The 17,366-nt window shown below is 38.4% G+C and carries 15 protein-coding genes and 1 riboswitch; all 15 genes read left to right on the top strand.

Annotation, left to right across the window (positions count from 1 at the left end; genetic code table 11):
- The first annotated feature begins 3 nt into the window (after window positions 1–3).
- The 15 genes from JOC73_RS04620 to JOC73_RS04550 all read left to right on the top strand — a co-directional run bounded on the left by JOC73_RS04620 (window position 4) and on the right by JOC73_RS04550 (window position 17,340).
- Entirely contained in the window at window positions 4–1,191 is a 1,188-nt protein-coding gene (locus JOC73_RS04620; protein ID WP_204400693.1) for a glycine C-acetyltransferase, read from the top strand.
- Between the two features lie 163 nt (window positions 1,192–1,354).
- Window positions 1,355–2,551 (top strand): efflux RND transporter periplasmic adaptor subunit, encoded by a 1,197-nt coding sequence (locus JOC73_RS04615; protein ID WP_204400692.1) that lies wholly within the window; start codon window positions 1,355–1,357, stop codon window positions 2,549–2,551.
- Complete coding sequence (locus JOC73_RS04610) at window positions 2,538–5,615, top strand: efflux RND transporter permease subunit (RefSeq protein ID WP_204400691.1); 3,078 nt, start codon at window positions 2,538–2,540, stop codon at window positions 5,613–5,615. The genes JOC73_RS04615 and JOC73_RS04610 overlap by 14 nt, the downstream gene beginning before the upstream one ends.
- Before the next feature lie 67 nt (window positions 5,616–5,682).
- Window positions 5,683–5,964: a DUF503 domain-containing protein gene (locus tag JOC73_RS04605; RefSeq protein ID WP_204400690.1), complete on the top strand. Its 282-nt coding sequence runs from the start codon at window positions 5,683–5,685 to the stop codon at window positions 5,962–5,964.
- A gap of 14 nt (window positions 5,965–5,978) precedes the next feature.
- Window positions 5,979–6,629, top strand: coding sequence for an endonuclease III (gene nth, locus JOC73_RS04600; protein ID WP_204400689.1), 651 nt, complete (start codon window positions 5,979–5,981; stop codon window positions 6,627–6,629).
- Between the two features lie 74 nt (window positions 6,630–6,703).
- Complete coding sequence (locus JOC73_RS04595) at window positions 6,704–8,785, top strand: cell division protein FtsA (protein WP_243427857.1); 2,082 nt, start codon at window positions 6,704–6,706, stop codon at window positions 8,783–8,785.
- Window positions 8,786–8,934: 149 nt separating this feature from the next.
- Complete coding sequence (locus JOC73_RS04590) at window positions 8,935–10,395, top strand: VanW family protein (RefSeq protein ID WP_204400687.1); 1,461 nt, start codon at window positions 8,935–8,937, stop codon at window positions 10,393–10,395.
- 333 nt (window positions 10,396–10,728) lie between these two features.
- Window positions 10,729–11,412, top strand: coding sequence for a DUF2225 domain-containing protein (locus JOC73_RS04585; protein WP_204400686.1), 684 nt, complete (start codon window positions 10,729–10,731; stop codon window positions 11,410–11,412).
- Entirely contained in the window at window positions 11,393–11,938 is a 546-nt protein-coding gene (locus JOC73_RS15265) for a methylated-DNA--[protein]-cysteine S-methyltransferase (RefSeq protein ID WP_204400685.1), read from the top strand. Before JOC73_RS04585 ends, JOC73_RS15265 begins: the two co-directional genes overlap by 20 nt.
- Before the next feature lie 73 nt (window positions 11,939–12,011).
- Window positions 12,012–13,307: a lipase family alpha/beta hydrolase gene (locus tag JOC73_RS04575; protein ID WP_204400684.1), complete on the top strand. Its 1,296-nt coding sequence runs from the start codon at window positions 12,012–12,014 to the stop codon at window positions 13,305–13,307.
- A gap of 220 nt (window positions 13,308–13,527) precedes the next feature.
- Window positions 13,528–13,710, top strand: a riboswitch (cobalamin riboswitch).
- A gap of 96 nt (window positions 13,711–13,806) precedes the next feature.
- Window positions 13,807–14,370, top strand: a complete 564-nt coding sequence (gene cobU, locus JOC73_RS04570) for a bifunctional adenosylcobinamide kinase/adenosylcobinamide-phosphate guanylyltransferase (protein ID WP_204400683.1) — start codon at window positions 13,807–13,809, stop codon at window positions 14,368–14,370.
- Window positions 14,371–14,384: 14 nt separating this feature from the next.
- Entirely contained in the window at window positions 14,385–14,924 is a 540-nt protein-coding gene (locus tag JOC73_RS04565; protein WP_204400682.1) for a cob(I)yrinic acid a,c-diamide adenosyltransferase, read from the top strand.
- The gene (gene cobS / locus JOC73_RS04560; RefSeq protein ID WP_204400681.1) at window positions 14,924–15,655 is read left to right on the top strand and encodes an adenosylcobinamide-GDP ribazoletransferase; all 732 of its coding nucleotides are present in this window, start codon (window positions 14,924–14,926) and stop codon (window positions 15,653–15,655) included. Before JOC73_RS04565 ends, cobS begins: the two co-directional genes overlap by 1 nt.
- Window positions 15,656–15,667: 12 nt before the next feature.
- The gene (locus JOC73_RS04555; protein WP_204400680.1) at window positions 15,668–16,258 is read left to right on the top strand and encodes a histidine phosphatase family protein; all 591 of its coding nucleotides are present in this window, start codon (window positions 15,668–15,670) and stop codon (window positions 16,256–16,258) included.
- A 110-nt stretch (window positions 16,259–16,368) separates the two neighbouring features.
- A complete protein-coding gene (locus JOC73_RS04550) occupies window positions 16,369–17,340 on the top strand; it encodes an ABC transporter substrate-binding protein (RefSeq protein WP_204400679.1) in 972 nt (323 codons plus the stop codon).
- Window positions 17,341–17,366: the final 26 nt, after the last annotated feature.

The following is a 17,366-nucleotide window of genomic DNA, read 5'->3' as shown; positions in this document are numbered from 1 at the left end:
AACATGTCAAACATACATGAATTGAGTTTCCTAAAAGAAAAGATCCAAGAGTTAAAAAATGATGGAGTATATCGTAAGCTTCCAATCTTAGAAGGAGCAAACGAATCAGAGGTAATCCTTAATGGAAAGAGTGTTATTAACCTTTCTTCAAACAACTACTTAGGGTTTGCTAATCACCCAAGATTAAAGCAAGCTGCTATTGATGCAGTAAATAAGTACGGAGTTGGTTCTGGTGCTGTTAGAACAATCGTAGGTAACATGGATATCCATGAAGAATTAGAAACACTATTAGCTGAGTTTAAAAGAGAAGAAGGGGTTATGGTTTACCAATCGGGCTTCAACTGTAATGCTGGTACAATTCAAGCAGTTACAGAAAAAGGTGACTTAATCATCTCTGATGAATTAAACCATGCTTCCATCATTGATGGTGCTAGATTAAGTAGAGCTGATAAAACAGTTTACAAGCATTCTGACATGAATCACTTAGAAGCAGTACTTAAGGAAAAAAGAGATAACTACAGAAATGTATTAATTATTACTGATGGTGTATTCAGTATGGATGGAGATATTGCTCCATTACCAGACATCGTTAACTTAGCTGAGAAATACAATGCCATGACTTATGTAGATGATGCCCATGGTTCTGGGGTATTAGGTGAAAGCGGTAGAGGTACTGTAGACCATTTTGGACTTCACGGACGAGTAGACTTCACCATCGGTACATTATCTAAAGCGATTGGTGTAGTGGGTGGTTACGTAGCAGGTAGCGAAACAATGAGGGATTGGTTAAGCCATAGAGGTCGACCATTACTATTCAGTACATCTTTACCACCAGCTGCTGTAGGTGCGATTATGGAGGCTGTAAGATTATTGATGAGCACGACTGAGTATACTGATCGCCTATGGGATAACGCTAAGTACTTCAAGGCTAAGATGAGTGAACTAGGATTCAACATTGGTAACAGTCAAACACCGATTACACCTGTAATTATTGGTGAAGAATCTAAGACTATGGAATTCAGTAGAAAATTATTTGAAAATGGTGTTTTCGTTTCTGGAATTGTATTCCCAACTGTTCCGAAGGGTACCGGTAGATGTAGAGTAATGGTAACAGCTGGCCACACTAAAGAGCAATTAGACCGTGCAGTTGAGATTTTCAGAAAAGTTGGTAAGGAAATGAACTTAATCTAGTAAATATAGATGTAAAAAATTTTGGGGATTGTCACAGAGGTAACTAGTCTGTGGCAATCCTTTTTGTGTCTTGAATTCCACTATTGTTAACGAAGGACTCCGTTTATTTTTAAGGAAACTTGGAGATATTTAGAAGTAAGAAGAAACTAGAGGGGGTTATTCTATGACAAGAAGGACACTGGCAAAAATAGCTTTAATTATGGTGATGCTTATCACTTTATTAGGGTGTCGAAAACAGGCTGATACTGAGGAAAATAAGGCAGTTGCAGTGGAGGTAGAGACGGCAACCCTAAAGGATATAGAAGAAATTAGCACCCTTAGAGGACAGTTAAAACCCAAAGATGAGTTCATGATTTTTGTCAAAACACCTGGATTGAAGGTAACAAAACTTTCAGTTCAAATGGGGGATGAAATTAATGAAGGGGCGTATCTATTTGAATTAGATAAAACCTTGGCAAGGAAACAGGTGGAGCAGACAAAAATCAATTATGATATAGCATTAGAAAGTTATAATAATCAAAGACAGCTACAGCAGGAGAGTGGGAAGGAATTAGATGAAGGCGAAGAAGGGCTAAATGAAAATGAACAGCCTGAGGTTGATATTTCAGTCTTCAAAAGTCTAGGAAGAATACCTTCTCAATATCAATCTATGGTAGAGGAACAGATGAAACAAGGGCAGGCGGCTGCAAGTCAGCAGGTGATGGAGGTCTCCATGATGACAGCTCAAGCCCAGATGGAACAGGCACGAATGGCTTATACAACCTCTATTCAACAATTGGGGGAGCTGGAGTATTATGCTCCGATCTCTGGCATAGTATCACAATTAAATTTGCAAAAAAATCAAATGGCATTGAATAATATGCCTGCGGTGGTAATCTCCAATACTGACCAATTGAAGGTAATGCTTTCGGTATCTTCTAGTCTTTTAGATGACTTGAAAAAAGGACAGAAGCTTAGGGTTCGCCATGGGGATGATACTGTGGAGGGGGTTATCAGCTTAGTAAATCCTGTAACAGATCTGAGAAGTAATCTTCATACGGTGGAGGTTTTAATTGAAAATCACAAAAAGGCGTTTAATTCAGGTGGATTTGTTCACGTGGACATCCAGAGGGATAAAAAGACTGATGTGGTGGTGATACCAAAGAAGGCAATCATTACTGAAGATCAAAATCACTACGTCTTTCTAGAAGTTGATGGAAAAGCCCATCGAAGGAAGGTTGAGCTGGGAATAGACTCAGGGGAAGAAGTAGAGGTTTTAGACGGGATAAAAAAAGGAGATCGGGTGATTGTAAAGGGGCAACACTTTATTGAGGACTTAAATCCTGTATTGATAAGGGGGGATCAGGGTGAAAATAGTTAATTGGGCAGTTGAAAAATCTGTGTCTGTCATCATGCTGATGGCCTTCATTATTTTATTGGGGGGGGTATCTATTTTTAGGTTATCAATGGACCTTTTACCCAAGATTAATGTTCCCATAGCAGTAGTGAATACCCAGTACCCAGGTGCAGGCCCCCACGAAATAGAAAACTTGGTAACCAGACCTGTAGAAGAAGCTTTGGCTATGGTGCATAATGTAAAAAGAATTAATTCAACTTCTTCTGAAGGGAACTCATTGGTGGTAATTGAGTTCAATGAAAATACAGATATGGACTTTGCTACCCTAGAAATGAGGGAAAAGATAGATTTAATTAAAAATTATCTTCCTAAGGACACAAAGGCACCTCTAATATTAAAGATCGACCCCAACGCCCTACCCATCATGACTTTAGGGGTTTCCGGTGAGGGGGATTTGGGGGATTTACAGGAAATCGCCGAAAAGAGGATTAAACCCAGACTCGAAAGAATAGAGGGAGTGGCATCTGTCACCATTACAGGGGGGGATGAAGAACGGGTGGAGATTGTGACGGACCCAGCTATTATCCAGAGCTATGGAATAACATTTCAACAATTGGCAGGCATCTTAATGGCGGAGAATCTCAATTTGCCAGCAGGGGAGGTCTATGACGGTAATAGTAAGAGACTAGTGCGGACCCTTGGAGAATTTCAGTCTGTTGAGGAAATCCAAGAGCTACCGATCCCTTTACCAACGGGAAACACCATCCCTTTGAAGGAGATTGCCTTTGTTGGGATTAAAGGGAATGAAGTACAAGAAATGGCCCGTATGGATGGTGAGGCCAGCATTAGGATGACAATTCAAAAGCAATCCATCGCCAATACTGTGCAGGTGGCGGGCACGTTGAATCGGGAGTTGGAGCTTTTGAATGAACAGATGGATGAAGTGGAAATCAAATCAATCATTGACCAATCCATCTATATTAAGAATTCTATTGAAAACGTAGGGAAAACAGCAATCTATGGTGGATTATTAGCTGTTTTTGTATTGTTTCTTTTTCTAAGGAACTTCAGAAGTACCATGATTATTGCCTTGGCAATTCCCATATCTATATTGGCAACCTTTTGTATGATGTACTTTTTTGACATGACCCTAAACCTCCTATCCTTAGGGGGGTTTGCATTGGGGGTAGGAATGCTGGTGGATAATGGGATTGTTGTAACGGAGAACATACATCGATATAGAGAGGAAGGTTGCGGTGCTAAAAAAGCCGCTACGAAGGGGACTAGAGAGGTGGCTATGGCGGTAACTGCCTCTACCCTTACTACCACAGCAGTGTTTTTACCCATTGTATTTGTTGAGGGGATGACAGCACAAATCTTCAGGGAATTGGCCCTTACCGTCACCTTTGCTTTATTGGCTTCTCTATTGATTTCTTTAACCCTTGTTCCTATGTTATCCTCTAAAATGCTGGAGAAACAGTTACCAATGCAAGGGAAAAAAAGTAACTTCTTGTTTAACGCCTTTGATGGGATGATGGAGTCAATTCACAACAGTTATAAAAAGCTTCTTGAAAAAAGTCTAAGACAACGAGGCTGGGTAATGGCACTGGCGGTATTAATCTTTGCTGGTTCTGTTGGCGTTTTAATTTCCTTAGGGGCAGTATATTTCCCAGAATTTGACGAGGGGTCCTTTTCTATTGATGTGAAGCTACCCCATGGGGCGACAATTGAAGAAACCACGGCTATTGTGGATGAAATTGAGGAGATCGTAAAAAATCACAAGGATATAGACTCTATATTTACCAATATAGGGGGCTCCGATAGCTACTATTACGGACAAAGTAAAAAGTCCAACAGAGGATCCATTGAAGGAAAATTGGTTCCTCAAAAGCATAGGGACAAAAGGACCTCAGAAGTGATTGATGAAATTCGGGAGGAACTAAAGGGGATTGCTGGGGCTGAAATCAGCATGAGTAGTACCTCCTCCATCATGTCTATGGGTTTTGGTGGAACGGCTGTGGAGCTGGAAATCAGAGGGGATGATTTAGAAACCCTCAAAGCTATTTCGGCTGATTATGTTCGTCTTATAAAAGAGGTAAAGGGGACTAGAGAAGTGGAGTCCAACTATGTGGAGGGACCTCCCCAGTTGGCTTTAAAGCTCAATCGACATATTACATCCCGTTATGGGCTACAGGCGATGCAGATAGCCACCACCGCCAAAGGGGTTCTCCAAGGTTCTACCGCCACCATGTTTAAAATCAATGGACGCGAAATGGAAGTAGTCCTAAAGGGAGAGGACTATTTGAAGGAAAGTGTGGCAAATTTCTTGCAGGTACGAATTCCTTCACCGTTGGGAATTACTGTTCCATTGGAGGAACTTGTAACCCTTGAAAGAATTAAAAGCCCCACCAGTATTAGAAGATCGGACCAAGTACGGACAATCACCATTGATGCTGCCATATTTGGACGGGACTTAAACTCAGTAATTGCAGATATTAAAGATAAAATAGATAATTATCCACTGGAAGCAGGCTACAACTATCGCTTTAGGGGACAACAGGAACAATTGGAGGAAGCTTTTAATAGCTTGATTTTAGTTGTTATTTTAGCTATATTATTGGTATATATGATATTAGCAGCACAATTTCAATCACTGCTACATCCCTTCACCATCATGTTCTCTGTACCTTTGGCCTTCTCTGGTGGAGCAATCGGACTACTGTTATCCAGTCGTCCTTTAAGTGTTCCTGCTATGATTGGAGCTATTGTTCTAGCAGGGATAGTGGTTAATAACGGTATTGTTTTAATTGACTATATTAATATCCTAAGGTTAGAAGGTACCGACAGACATGAGGCTATTCTTACAGCCGGTTATACGAGATTAAGACCAATCATGATGACTACCTTTACCACGATTTTAGGTCTTTTACCACTGGCGGTGGGAATGGGGGAAGGGGCTGAAGCCCAAGCACCTATGGCAACGGTTGTGATCGGGGGGCTGATATCGGCTACCCTGTTGACTCTAGTAGTGATTCCAGTGATTTATACAATATTTGATGATCTAAAAATGAGGTTTAGTCATCACTAGTTCCTAAAGAAAGAATATACTAATAGTCTATAGGGTTGAAGGGAGCTAGCAGAAAGGATGGATAGATATGATGGTAGGAATCTGTACTATGAGGCTCTTTATCTATGAGGTTCAATCTTTAAAGGAAAAAAGACATGTAGTAAAAAGTGTTATTGAAAGGGTAAAATCTCGGTTTAATGCCTCCATTGCTGAGGTGGGAGATATGGATAAGTGGCAGTCGTCTGAGATTGGTTTTTCCTGTGTCAGTAACAGTAGAAGGCATTTAGATGAGATGTTAAACAATATTATTCATTTTATAGAAAGAGACGGTAGATTTGAGGTTTCCCACATTGAAATGGAAATCCTGTAGCAAGGGGGTAACAAATGAGAAAGAAGATGTTAAATAAAGAGGAGCGGAAAAAGGCCCTAGGGATTTTGCAGGGGCTTTATCCAGGAGCAGAGAGTGAATTGGAATACAGCAATCCTTTTGAACTATTGATTGCTGTAATTCTTTCTGCCCAATGTACTGATGTAAGGGTAAATCAAGTAACGGGGGAATTGTTTAAGCATTATAGGACGGCAGAGGATTTTTTGACGTTAACAGAGGCAGAAATGGAAAAATGGGTCAAGAGCTGTGGATTTTACAAAAACAAGAGTAAAAATATTTTAGCCACCTGTAGGATATTGGTTGAAAAATATGATGGAAATGTCCCTGAAAACCGTGAGGATCTAATGGCGTTGCCAGGGGTAGGTAGAAAAACCGCCAATGTAGTGATTAGTAATGTATTTGGACAAGATGCCATAGCTGTGGATACCCATGTCTTTCGAGTCTCCAATAGAATTGGATTGGCCAATGCTGAAAATGTCGATTTGACCGAAAAGCAGTTGATGAAGAATATTCCTCAAAAAGATTGGTCTGAAGCCCACCATTGGCTGATTCTTCATGGTAGAAGGGTATGTAAAGCCCGAAAACCTGATTGCGAAATTTGTCCTTTAACGGAAATTTGTCTATATTATCGTAGAAATACTCCATAAGAAAAAAAGGAAATTTTATTTCCGTGCAGAAATTAATACAAACAGATACCGCTTTTTAAGAAAGGATGTACTCTATGGATAACAATTCTTATGATAAAGGTTCTATAGTCTTTGCGCTGGATATTGGAACCCGTAGTGTCATTGGAATACTTGGCAGCTACAGGGATAAAAAAATAGTAATCCATCATAGTGCTATTGAATTCCATCAAAATAGGGCAATGTTTGATGGACAAATCCATGATATTGAGGAAGTAGCAAGTATTGTTGGGAAGGTAAAGTCCCAATTGGAGGTAAAGGCAGGTTTCACCTTAAAGGAAGTTGCCATAGCTGCTGCGGGTCGTGCCCTCAAAACCCAAAGAATAGAAATAGAAAAAGAATTGGATGAAAATAAAAGTATAGATCGTCATTTAGTCAATAGTATTGAAATCGAAGGTCTACAAATGGCAAAGCTTCAGTTGGAGGAGAGGGATGCTGAAACCACCAACTATTTTTGTGTAGGTCACACAGTCATCAACTATTTTTTAAATAATGGAATCATCACCAACCCTGTAGGACATCGTGGCCGTAGTCTAAAGATGGATATCTTAGCTACCTTTTTACCCCATGTGGTGGTGGATAGTCTATATACAGTGATGAATAAAGTAGGGTTAGAGGTAACCTATATGACCCTAGAGCCGATTGCTGCCATTGAAGTTGCTGTACCTCAAAGTATCAGGCTACTTAATATTGCTATGGTTGATATAGGGGCAGGGACATCTGATATTGCCATTACAAAGGATGGCGCGGTGGTTGCCTATGGTATGACCTCCACTGCAGGTGATGAGCTTACTGAAGCCATTGCAAAGAATTATCTATTGGACTTTGATACAGCAGAGGCTGTAAAATGTCAGCTTTGTCAAAAGGAGTATCAGCATTTTACTGATATTTTAGGCATGCAGCATGAAATACCAACAGAAACAGTGTTGGAGGCGATTCAACCTGCTATTAAAACTATTGCAAAGGACATCGCTTCTAATATATTACTGCAAAATGAAAAAGCACCTAGTGCCATTTTCTTAATAGGTGGAGGTAGTCAAATCCCTTTTTTGAATGAAGAGGTAGCAAATCTATTGGAGATGCCAAAGGAAAGGGTTGTGGTGAGGGGAACTGAAATCATCCAAAACCTCAATCAAGAAAATCTCTTGGTGGTGGGCCCGGAAGGGATTACCCCAGTGGGGATTTTAGTAAAGGCACTGGAAAATCAATCCCGTGATTTTATAGAAATTAATGTAAATGGTAAGGAAATAAAACTCTTCCAGTCAAAGAAATTAAAGGTCAGTGATGCTTTGGTGTTGATTGGCTTTAATCCGAGGGACTTGATACCAAAACGGGGTAAAACCATTACAGTCATGGTTAATGGTAAGGAAAAAAGCTTCTATGGGGAATATGGTGTAGCAGCAGAGATTTATGTGAATCGGCTAACCTCCAGTTTAGATTCTCCGATAAAGGGTGGGGACACAATCAATATATTACCTGCTAAACAAGGGAAGGATGCCCTATGCTCCTTAAAGGATGTTGTAGATCTAAATACATTGGTAGAAATGAATGGTAATCATGTAAAGTTAGTCCATCAATTGACCCTTAATGGAGAAGCAATGACTGAAAATGTCCCCCTAAAGGATGGGGATATCATTTCATACAAGATGTTTAAGACGGTGGAGGAGCTTTGTCATCAGCTTAATATAAAATACAACGATAAGGTAATTTATATTAATGGAAAGGTTGCAAATCTATTTGATTTTATTAAAGACCATGATAAAATTGAGCTGATAGATATGTTGGAAGTAGAGGAATCGGAGAATATAGTCGAGGAAGAAATCATTGAAGAGGAAAACGTTCAAAGGGAAATGGTTTGGCAAAAGAATGAAGTGTTGGAGGAGATCGAATCTTCAGAGGAAGCGATTAGTTTAATCTACAATGGTAGACCTTTGACTATTCCAAAGACAAAAACAGAAATGATTTTTGTAGATATTTTTGACTACGTTGATTTTGATCGATATCAACTCAAGGGGAAGTTGATTTTATTACACAATGGAGAAAATGCAAATTATGTTCAGCCCCTTATGGACGGAGACGAGATTGTTGTAAAGTGGGATACTCCAGATAGACAGCATTAGGGGCTATTGTAAAGTCCCTAATTTTTCATCTTATTTTTTAAAAAATACAAACTTGTTTGATTGATATGTATCATGAATATTTTCTTTTCTATTAAATAAAATGTATTGAGCGGGTAATTAAAATTACTTGCACCGGGGAGTGATTGCTTATGGAGCCTTTAGCTGAAAAAAGAAATGCAAAGAGATTAGTTTTATGGTTAACTGGAATTATTCTTACTTCTGTTTTTGTTTCACTAATTACATTAGGAGTTCTAATTTTTAATGAAAATGCAATATATGAAAATGTTTATGTAGAATCAGTGGGTGTAGGACATCTTACTAAAGATCAGGCGAAGGAAAAACTACAGTCGGTTTTTGAAAATGAGTTGGGACGACACTATTTAAAATTAAAACATTACAATACAACTTGGGACTATTCCTATGAGGAGCTAGGATTTAGCTATTTGTATCAGGATGCCGTAGAGGAAGCCTACTCGGTAGGTAGGCGTGGCAATTTTTTCAATCGATTGAGGGAAGTTTATCAACTTAGAAAAAAACCGATGATGATTACCATCAACACCTTTTATGATTCCGACAAGCTGGAGGCAATTATAGAAGAGGTGAATCTAGGAGTTTATAGAGAACCAGTTGATGCCAATATCGAAAGGAAAAATGGTGTTTTTGTAGTTACTAAAGAAGTAGAAGGTGTTGAAATGGATGCCCATGAGTTGCGGCGACTGATGAGGGAGGCAGTAGAATCCTATAGGGCGGATGCAGTGACGATTCCAGTTCAATATGTTGTTCCTACAATTACAGAAGAGCAATTAAGCCAGATTCAGGATGTAATGGGGGAATTCTCAACGGTATTTAATGCTGAGGTGACAGGAAGAAGCGCCAACATATCTATAGCTTCAAATAGTATTGATCATAAAATTTTAATGCCGGGGGAGACCTTCTCCTTTAATAAACAGACGGGACCAAGGGGTGTAAAGGAAGGGTATCAAGAAGCGCCTGTAATCCTAAATGGCAAGCTGGTTCCAGGTGTTGGAGGCGGTATCTGCCAAGTTTCCACTACCCTATACAATGCTGTGGTAAGGGCGGACCTTGAAGTCATCGAAAGAAGAAATCATTCTTTACCAGTTTCTTATGTACCCCTCGGACAGGACGCCACTGTTTCTTATGGTTTTATAGATTTTCAGTTCATTAACAATACCCAGTATCCTCTTTTTATAGAGAGCTCCATCTATGGTAGCAAAATTTCCGTAAGGATTTATGGTAAGTCTACTCAAGATTACTCAATCAATCTCCACTCAAATATAACTGAAACCATTGAGCCTAAGGCTGAGATTATGAAGGATCCAACCCTATTTGTAGGGGATACTAAGATGGAAAAGGAAGCTAAGACTGGCTATCGTGTAGAAACCTACAAGATTTATATGAGGAATAACAAGGAATTTATGAGGGAGCTAATTTCTAAGGATTTATATATTCCTGTTCATGGATTAACCTTTGAGGGTACAAAACCAAGACCTCAAGCTGAAGGAAACACTAAAATACCCGATAAGGAAGAGAATCCAGCGTCAACCCCAACTGATGTAGAAGAAGTAGAGGAAGAAGAAAAACCTGAGTGATAGGGGAATAGGGAACATTGCAGCAATAAAGGTAAGAGAATAAAAGAAAAAGAAGAGATTGAAACATAAGGATAAATATGAAACCCATAAGGTGTCTGTTGATGCTTTGTGGGTTGTTTTGTTTAACGCAAAATCCACACAAAAGTAGAAAAATGAGATGAATTTATTGTTTTAGAATCTCAAGGGTTCAAAGTAGTCTATTTTTAATATTTACATGAAAATTAATTAATATAGATTTCTTTGGATATTTATAAAAAAAATTGCAATATTAAATAGAATCGAGAAATATTTTGTGCTATAATTAAGGGAAAATGCAACTGAAGGAGGGAAAGGATGGACACGTTGTTATATGATAAGACAGTAAATTGTCCTGTTTGCCAAAGAGACTTCACATCTAAAAAAGTAAGAAGCAGAAAATTGATTATAGCTGAAAAACAGGATGACTTGAATGTTGTCTATAAAGATATTAATCCATTATATTACCACGTACTTGTATGTCCTGAGTGTGGATACACTGGGACAGAAGTAGAGTTTGAAGATATTTCCCCAATACATAAGAAGATTTTTGATGACCAGATTAGATATAAATGGAAGCAAAGAAACTATGGAAATCCACGAACAGTAGAAGAAGCTATTGAAACATATAAACTAGCTCTATTAATGGCTCAGTTGTTTAAAAAACCCAAAAATTACATTGGAAATATATGCTTAAAACTAGCATGGATTTATAGAGAAATTAAGAGTAACAAAGAAGAAGAATTCCTCAAGTATGCTCTTGTAAATCTACAAGAATCCTACCAAGAGGAAAGACTGGAATCAGCCAGTATCAATGAGATTACCACTGCTTATATAGTAGCTGAGATAAATCGTAGGTTCGGTAACTACAAAGAAGCTATAGTATGGTATGCAAAGGTACTGGACAATCCTGTGATTAAAAATCATAGACAACTCCAATTAAAAACAAGAGAACAATGGAGGGTAGCAAAGGGGCAATATGATGAAGAAAAAACTGCTTAAAAGATCAAAAATATATATTAGTCAATTGTCTTTTGACGATCTAAAGCTCTTTTTGGCATCTACTGAAAAAGGATTAGCCATCATAGACTTTAATTCTGATGAATTAGATTTTATTCAATCCCTTACTAAAAAGTTTGGAGAAGTAGAGATTATTAAGGACCCTCAACACAATAAAGCTTATGGAAAAGAGATTAATGACTATTTCCTAGGAAATACGACAAAATTTACAGTAGCCCTAGATTTGATTGGAACAGACTTTCAAAAGCAAGTATGGCAGGCGCTTATGGATATCCCCTATGGGGAAACAACAAGCTATAAGGAGATTGCCAATAAAATTAATAATCCCAACGCAACGAGGGCAGTGGGAATGGCAAATAATAAAAATACAGTTCCAATTATTATCCCCTGTCACCGTGTTATTGGGGCCGATGGGAGCCTCGTTGGTTACGGTGGTGGACTTCATATAAAAGAAAAACTTCTGCAATTAGAAGGAATAAAGATAGATAATCAAAAAGTGGTGAAATAGCCACTTTTTTCTGTTCATTACCTCAATTTCCTCGCATAGATTATAAGAAGAAAACATATAAGGAGGGGGTTGTATGGAGAGACCATCAAAAAATCCAATAATATTTCTACCTGGGTTAATGGGATCTATAGGCGGAGAGATGATTCCAGGATTAAAGGACTGGAGCTTTGGCGTTGCAAGTACAGTTTATGATCCATTAATAGAAGGGCTAGAAGAAATGGGCTACAGAAAAGACCAAAATCTATTTATATGCTATTATGATTGGAGAAAAAATACAGAAGAAATCATGGAAAATTTCTTATTACCAATGATGCAAACAGTGAAAACAAAGTACCCTAATCAATCGGTGGATATCATAGGTCACAGTATGGGGGGCGTCGTAGCAAGACAGTATGTACAGGGAAAATATTATCATTGGGATGTTGAAAAACTAATTATGCTGGGTACACCCAATAAGGGATCCCTAGATGCCTATTACTTATGGAGTACAGGACAATTGGCCCCCTCCCGTCGGAAGAGCTTTCTTAAAATCATCTACAGGGGATACATATGGTTGCTGACCAAAATACTTAATATCCCAATGGGAGTAAAGGATTTAAAGAAGCTTCATGAAAATTTTCAAGGTCTTTTAGATTTAATACCAACCTATGATTATGGAGATTTTCTATGGGTAGAAGATGCACCAAACAAATGGGTAAAGATTCCAAGACGAAATATAAAGTACAAAAACAAAAGACTGGATTACTTAAACAGAGACCTACAATTATTGAAAAATAGGGTGAAGGAAATTAAATGCTTTGTAGGAACAGGATACGAAACAAATAAGGAACTGATATTAGATCGTAAAGCTCTGTTGATGCAACGTAAAGAACTGATTAGGGATGTAAGAGCCACCCTTGAAGGGGATAATACAGTTACTGTGAAGAGTGCAAGCATAGAAGGAGTAGAAAATATAATCATGCCAACAACCCATAGGGGGATTGTCAAAGAATGCATAGGATCTATTGCGCAGATTTATGGAGTAGAACTGGAGGCAAGGAGTACATCAACTGAGGAAGAACATGACGAAACCCTTCATATTATATTTAAAGGGGAAGTAGATTTGACTTTAGATTTAAATGGAAAAACACTTATGACTTATTCTAAAAAAACGGTGAATAGTTTTCTAAGTCATTACAGGGAAGAATTTGTAGGAGAATATGTTTGGTTAGTTATGAAAAATGTACCAAATGGGAATTATTCCTTAAAGTTGAATAATGGAACAAAACAAGGATTAAAGATGCTGGTAATGGCCACCACTGTAGAGGAGGAATATAGTAGTGGGGTGGGATCAACGAAGTCGCAAGAAATTATGCGGTTCACCCTCTAGCCTGTTGAAAAGCACCTATCTTTCTTCGTCACGGCAACGAACTAACACCCTTACGTATTTACTGCATACGCTTCGGTCGCTAGTTCATTTTGCTCCTTGAATCTAGGCACTTTTGAACAGGCTTACAGCCAGTTGAAAGCACCTATCTTAATAATATAGAGATATTTGTAGAAATGCATTGATAATAAAAACATATTCTGATAGAATAAATAGGAAGTGAATACTTAAATATAGTGATGGCGCATAGACGCTTAATAGGGAAAGTGGTTAAAATCCACTACAGCCCCCGCTACTGTGAGTAAGGACGAAAGCAAGTTGATTGCCACTGGTGAAGATCATCGGGAAGGTGTTGCGAGTAGATGGAGTTACGAGTCAGGAGACCTACCAACACTACATTAAACAACCTTCGGAGGGAAGGAGTGTTTCATTTTTATGTCAATATCCCCTGACCTAGGTTACTATGGTGGGGGTTTTTTATTTAGAAGATGTGGGGTGATTTATGAGTCAGAAAATACTAACCTTAGTTACTGGAGGGGCCAGAAGTGGCAAAAGTAGCTTTGGAGAATCTATTTTAATAAATGAATCTAGGAATGTACTGTATATTGCTACAGCCCAAGCATTTGATCAAGAAATGAAGGACAGAATTAAAAAACATCAGCAAAGTAGACCTCAAGAGTGGATTACTTACGAGGGCTATAAAAACTTTAATGAAGTATTAGCACCTTATGCTTCAGAGGTGAACGGGATTTTTTTAGATTGTGTCACCATTATGACCACCAACCTATTACTGGCACAACAGGTGGATTGGGATACTGTGAGTCATCAGCAAATTGATGAAATTGAAGCAATGATTTTTGATGAATTTAAGAAATTAGTACAGTTTATAAAGTCTTCAAAAATGAGGACTGTCTTAGTCACAAATGAAGTGGGATTGGGGATTGTACCTATTGATCGATTAACGAGGGTTTTTAGGGATATTGCAGGGAGAGTAAACCAATACCTAGCTCGAGAAGCCGACGAAGTATATTTGGTCACTTGTGGCATATCCACTAAAATTAAATAAGGGGTGAAGTGAAAATGAAAAAGCTAGAAAGAGGATTAATACATATATATACAGGTGATGGAAAAGGAAAAACCACTGCAGCAGTAGGACAAGGGACTCGAACCTCTGGTGGAGGTTATAAAGTATTGATGACCCAGTTTTTAAAAGGGGATGATACAGGGGAACTCTATAGTATTGAAAAAATGGCTCCCAACTTTGAAATCAAACGATATGCCAGTATCAAAAACTTTTACAGAAACCTTGATGAAGCAGGAAGACAGCGGGTACAACAGGAGGCTCAGGAGGGTATAAGTCTGATTAAAGAAGCCTTAGAAGAAGAACAGTACAACTTAATCATTATGGATGAAATCATGGCGGTTATGTACCTTGAAATCATCCCTGTAGAGGTAGTTATCAACCTATTAAAAAACAAGCCTGAGCATGTGGAAATGATTTTAACAGGAAGAAATGCTCCCGAAGAATTGATCCAATTAGCTGATTATGTCACAGAAATGAAAATGATTAAGCATCCCTTCCAACAGGGAATCTACGCTAGAAAAGGTATTGAGAGTTAATGTATAGTTTCATTGGGATACTGCAATTCCTAACTCGTATATCTGTAGTGAAGGCCCTACCCTTTAATGAAGAGTTTGAAAAGGGAGTGGTGTATTTTCCGCTAGTTGGCCTAGTCCTTGGGATTTTACTGGTGGCATTTAATTATATCCTATCCTTTCTGCTGCCCCCATCGATAGGAGTCATATTAACCGTGACCCTTTATATTTTTTTAACGGGAGGACTGCACCTAGATGGTTTGGGGGATTCCTTTGATGGGCTATATAGCAACAGGCCCAGAGAAAGGGTTCTAGAAATCATGAAGGATAGCCGATTGGGAACCAATGCCCTATTGGCGATTTTAATGATTCTATTGATTAAAATTGTAGGACTGCAAAGCCTGGGAGAACATCAGCTTAATATAGCTTTAATACTAATGCCAGTAATGGGAAGACAAGCCTTGGTATTGGGGAGCTATCATGCTGTCTATGCTAGAAAAGAAGGTATGGGAAATATATTTATTGGCAAAGTTACAACAGAACAGTTGATGATCACCCTTTTGATAACAATTCTAATTAGCATGATTAGTATTAAAAGCTTGCTATTTCTAACCCTTCTTCTGGGGTTTGCCCATTGGTATAAAAAACATACCACAAGGATTATCGGAGGAATGACAGGGGATACCCTTGGGGCCTTGTGTGAGCTAACAGAGGCGATTTATTTGTTGTTCTTAATCATTCAAATAAGGATATAAAGGGTGTAGGGTATGACAGAAATTTATTTTGTAAGACATGGGGAGACTGATGACAATCGTGATCATAACCTCTGTGGATGGATAAACCCTTCTTTAAATAAAGAGGGACTTATACAAGCAGAGAGGGTAGCACAACAATTAAAAAATGAATCCTTCGATGCCATTTATACTAGTGGGTTAAAGCGAACCAATGAAACCGCCGCCATGATTTTAGGTTGTAAACATGAAAAAATCCAACCATTAGACACTTTAAAAGAGCTAAACTTTGGTGATTTTGAAGGCCGTAAAATGGTAGAGTTGGAAAAAGAGCACCCTCAACTGTATCAGCAAATGAGGGATGATTTCATAGGCTTTCGTTTTCCAGGGGGAGAGAGTCTGAGGGAGATGCATCATAGGGTGAATAAAACCATGAAAGAGTTGATTTCTAGACATGATGGAGAAAAAATTCTGATTGTTGCCCATTCAGGTGTAATTCGTTCCATCATGGCAGAACTCATTACTGGAGACATGAAGAAGCACTGGAACTTTAAGATAGACCATTGTAGTGTCTCTAAAATAGAAGCCCATGGTGATTTTTATATCTTAACTAAATTAAACGAATGATCAATATTTTGATCAGAGCTTTATTTAATACTGGTGTTAATATGTAACTTTAAAATTACGTATATCTCATATTTAAAACATTAAGTTAGACAAAACAAGGAGGAGAATAAATGAAGAAAAAATGGTTAGTTGTATTAGTTGCATTTATGATGTTGATATCTGTTTTAGCTGGTTGTACTGGTGAGAAGGAAATGGGAGATGGGGGAGCAGAAGAAACAACGCCTGTAGAAGTCTCGTATCCAATGACTGTAGTTGATGGAGTAGGAAACTCTATAACGATAGAAAAGATGCCAGAGAAGATTATCTCCATCGACCCAAGTCAAACTGAAATCCTATACGCGTTGGGATTACAAGATAAGCTTTTAGCTGTTTCTGATTACTGTGATTACCCAGTTGAAGCAAAGGAAAAGGAAAAAGTAGGTAGCTCATGGGGAATTAACTTAGAGAGGGTAATTGAATTACAGCCAGAACTAGTATATGTATATGGAAATGGACAACCGGATGCAGTTGAGCAAATGCAAGCTGCAGGAATCACTGTTTTAATCTATGATCCCACTTCTATAGCACAAATTTTTGATGCCATCAAGACTACTGGTAAAGTAAATGGTATAGAGGAAGAATCTAATGCAATGGTCAAGGATCTAGAAGAAAGAAGAGACGCCATTGTAGAAAAAGTGAAGGACCAACCAAAGGTGAAGGTATTCTACCAAGTATGGGATGAGCCTTTGATGACAGCTGGACCAGGATCATTTATTGATGAGCTAATCCAATTGGCAGGTGGAGAAAATATCGCTGCCGATGCTGAAGGTGCATGGCCTACCTTTAGTGTTGAGTCATTAGTAGAAAGAAACCCAGAGGTATACTTAGCACCAGCCCATGTTGGTGAAAAAATGAGTTTAACAGAAGATGAAGAGCAACAATTGATTGATACGATTAAGTCAAAACCAGGATTCGAAGAAATCAGTGCCATGGTCAATGATCGTGTAGAATTAATGGAACCAAATATTATGTCAAGACCAGGGGCAAGAATTATTGATGCTTTAGAATTGTTAGCTAAAGAATTACATCCAGATTTATTTTAGTATTTTAAGGAGTAATTAATTCCCGC

Origin of the sequence: Alkaliphilus hydrothermalis (genome assembly GCF_016908555.1) — a bacterium.
GTDB lineage: Bacteria > Bacillota > Clostridia > Peptostreptococcales > Natronincolaceae > Alkaliphilus > Alkaliphilus hydrothermalis.
This window is presented reverse-complemented; position numbering and strand designations above follow the sequence as displayed.

Excerpts from the sequence above, each read along its gene's own strand:
- JOC73_RS04575 (WP_204400684.1), top strand. The coding sequence starts at position 12,012 with ATGGAGAGACCATCAAAAAATCCAATAATATTTCTACCTGGGTTAATG.
- JOC73_RS04590 (WP_204400687.1), top strand. The coding sequence starts at position 8,935 with ATGGAGCCTTTAGCTGAAAAAAGAAATGCAAAGAGATTAGTTTTATGG.
- cobS (WP_204400681.1), top strand. The coding sequence starts at position 14,924 with ATGTATAGTTTCATTGGGATACTGCAATTCCTAACTCGTATATCTGTA.
- JOC73_RS04595 (WP_243427857.1), top strand. The coding sequence starts at position 6,704 with ATGGATAACAATTCTTATGATAAAGGTTCTATAGTCTTTGCGCTGGAT.
- JOC73_RS15265 (WP_204400685.1), top strand. The coding sequence starts at position 11,393 with ATGAAGAAAAAACTGCTTAAAAGATCAAAAATATATATTAGTCAATTG.
- JOC73_RS04585 (WP_204400686.1), top strand. The coding sequence starts at position 10,729 with ATGGACACGTTGTTATATGATAAGACAGTAAATTGTCCTGTTTGCCAA.
- nth (WP_204400689.1), top strand. The coding sequence starts at position 5,979 with ATGAGAAAGAAGATGTTAAATAAAGAGGAGCGGAAAAAGGCCCTAGGG.
- cobU (WP_204400683.1), top strand. The coding sequence starts at position 13,807 with ATGAGTCAGAAAATACTAACCTTAGTTACTGGAGGGGCCAGAAGTGGC.
- JOC73_RS04615 (WP_204400692.1), top strand. The coding sequence starts at position 1,355 with ATGACAAGAAGGACACTGGCAAAAATAGCTTTAATTATGGTGATGCTT.
- JOC73_RS04555 (WP_204400680.1), top strand. The coding sequence starts at position 15,668 with ATGACAGAAATTTATTTTGTAAGACATGGGGAGACTGATGACAATCGT.
- JOC73_RS04605 (WP_204400690.1), top strand. The coding sequence starts at position 5,683 with ATGATGGTAGGAATCTGTACTATGAGGCTCTTTATCTATGAGGTTCAA.
- JOC73_RS04565 (WP_204400682.1), top strand. The coding sequence starts at position 14,385 with ATGAAAAAGCTAGAAAGAGGATTAATACATATATATACAGGTGATGGA.
- JOC73_RS04620 (WP_204400693.1), top strand. The coding sequence starts at position 4 with ATGTCAAACATACATGAATTGAGTTTCCTAAAAGAAAAGATCCAAGAG.
- JOC73_RS04550 (WP_204400679.1), top strand. The coding sequence starts at position 16,369 with ATGAAGAAAAAATGGTTAGTTGTATTAGTTGCATTTATGATGTTGATA.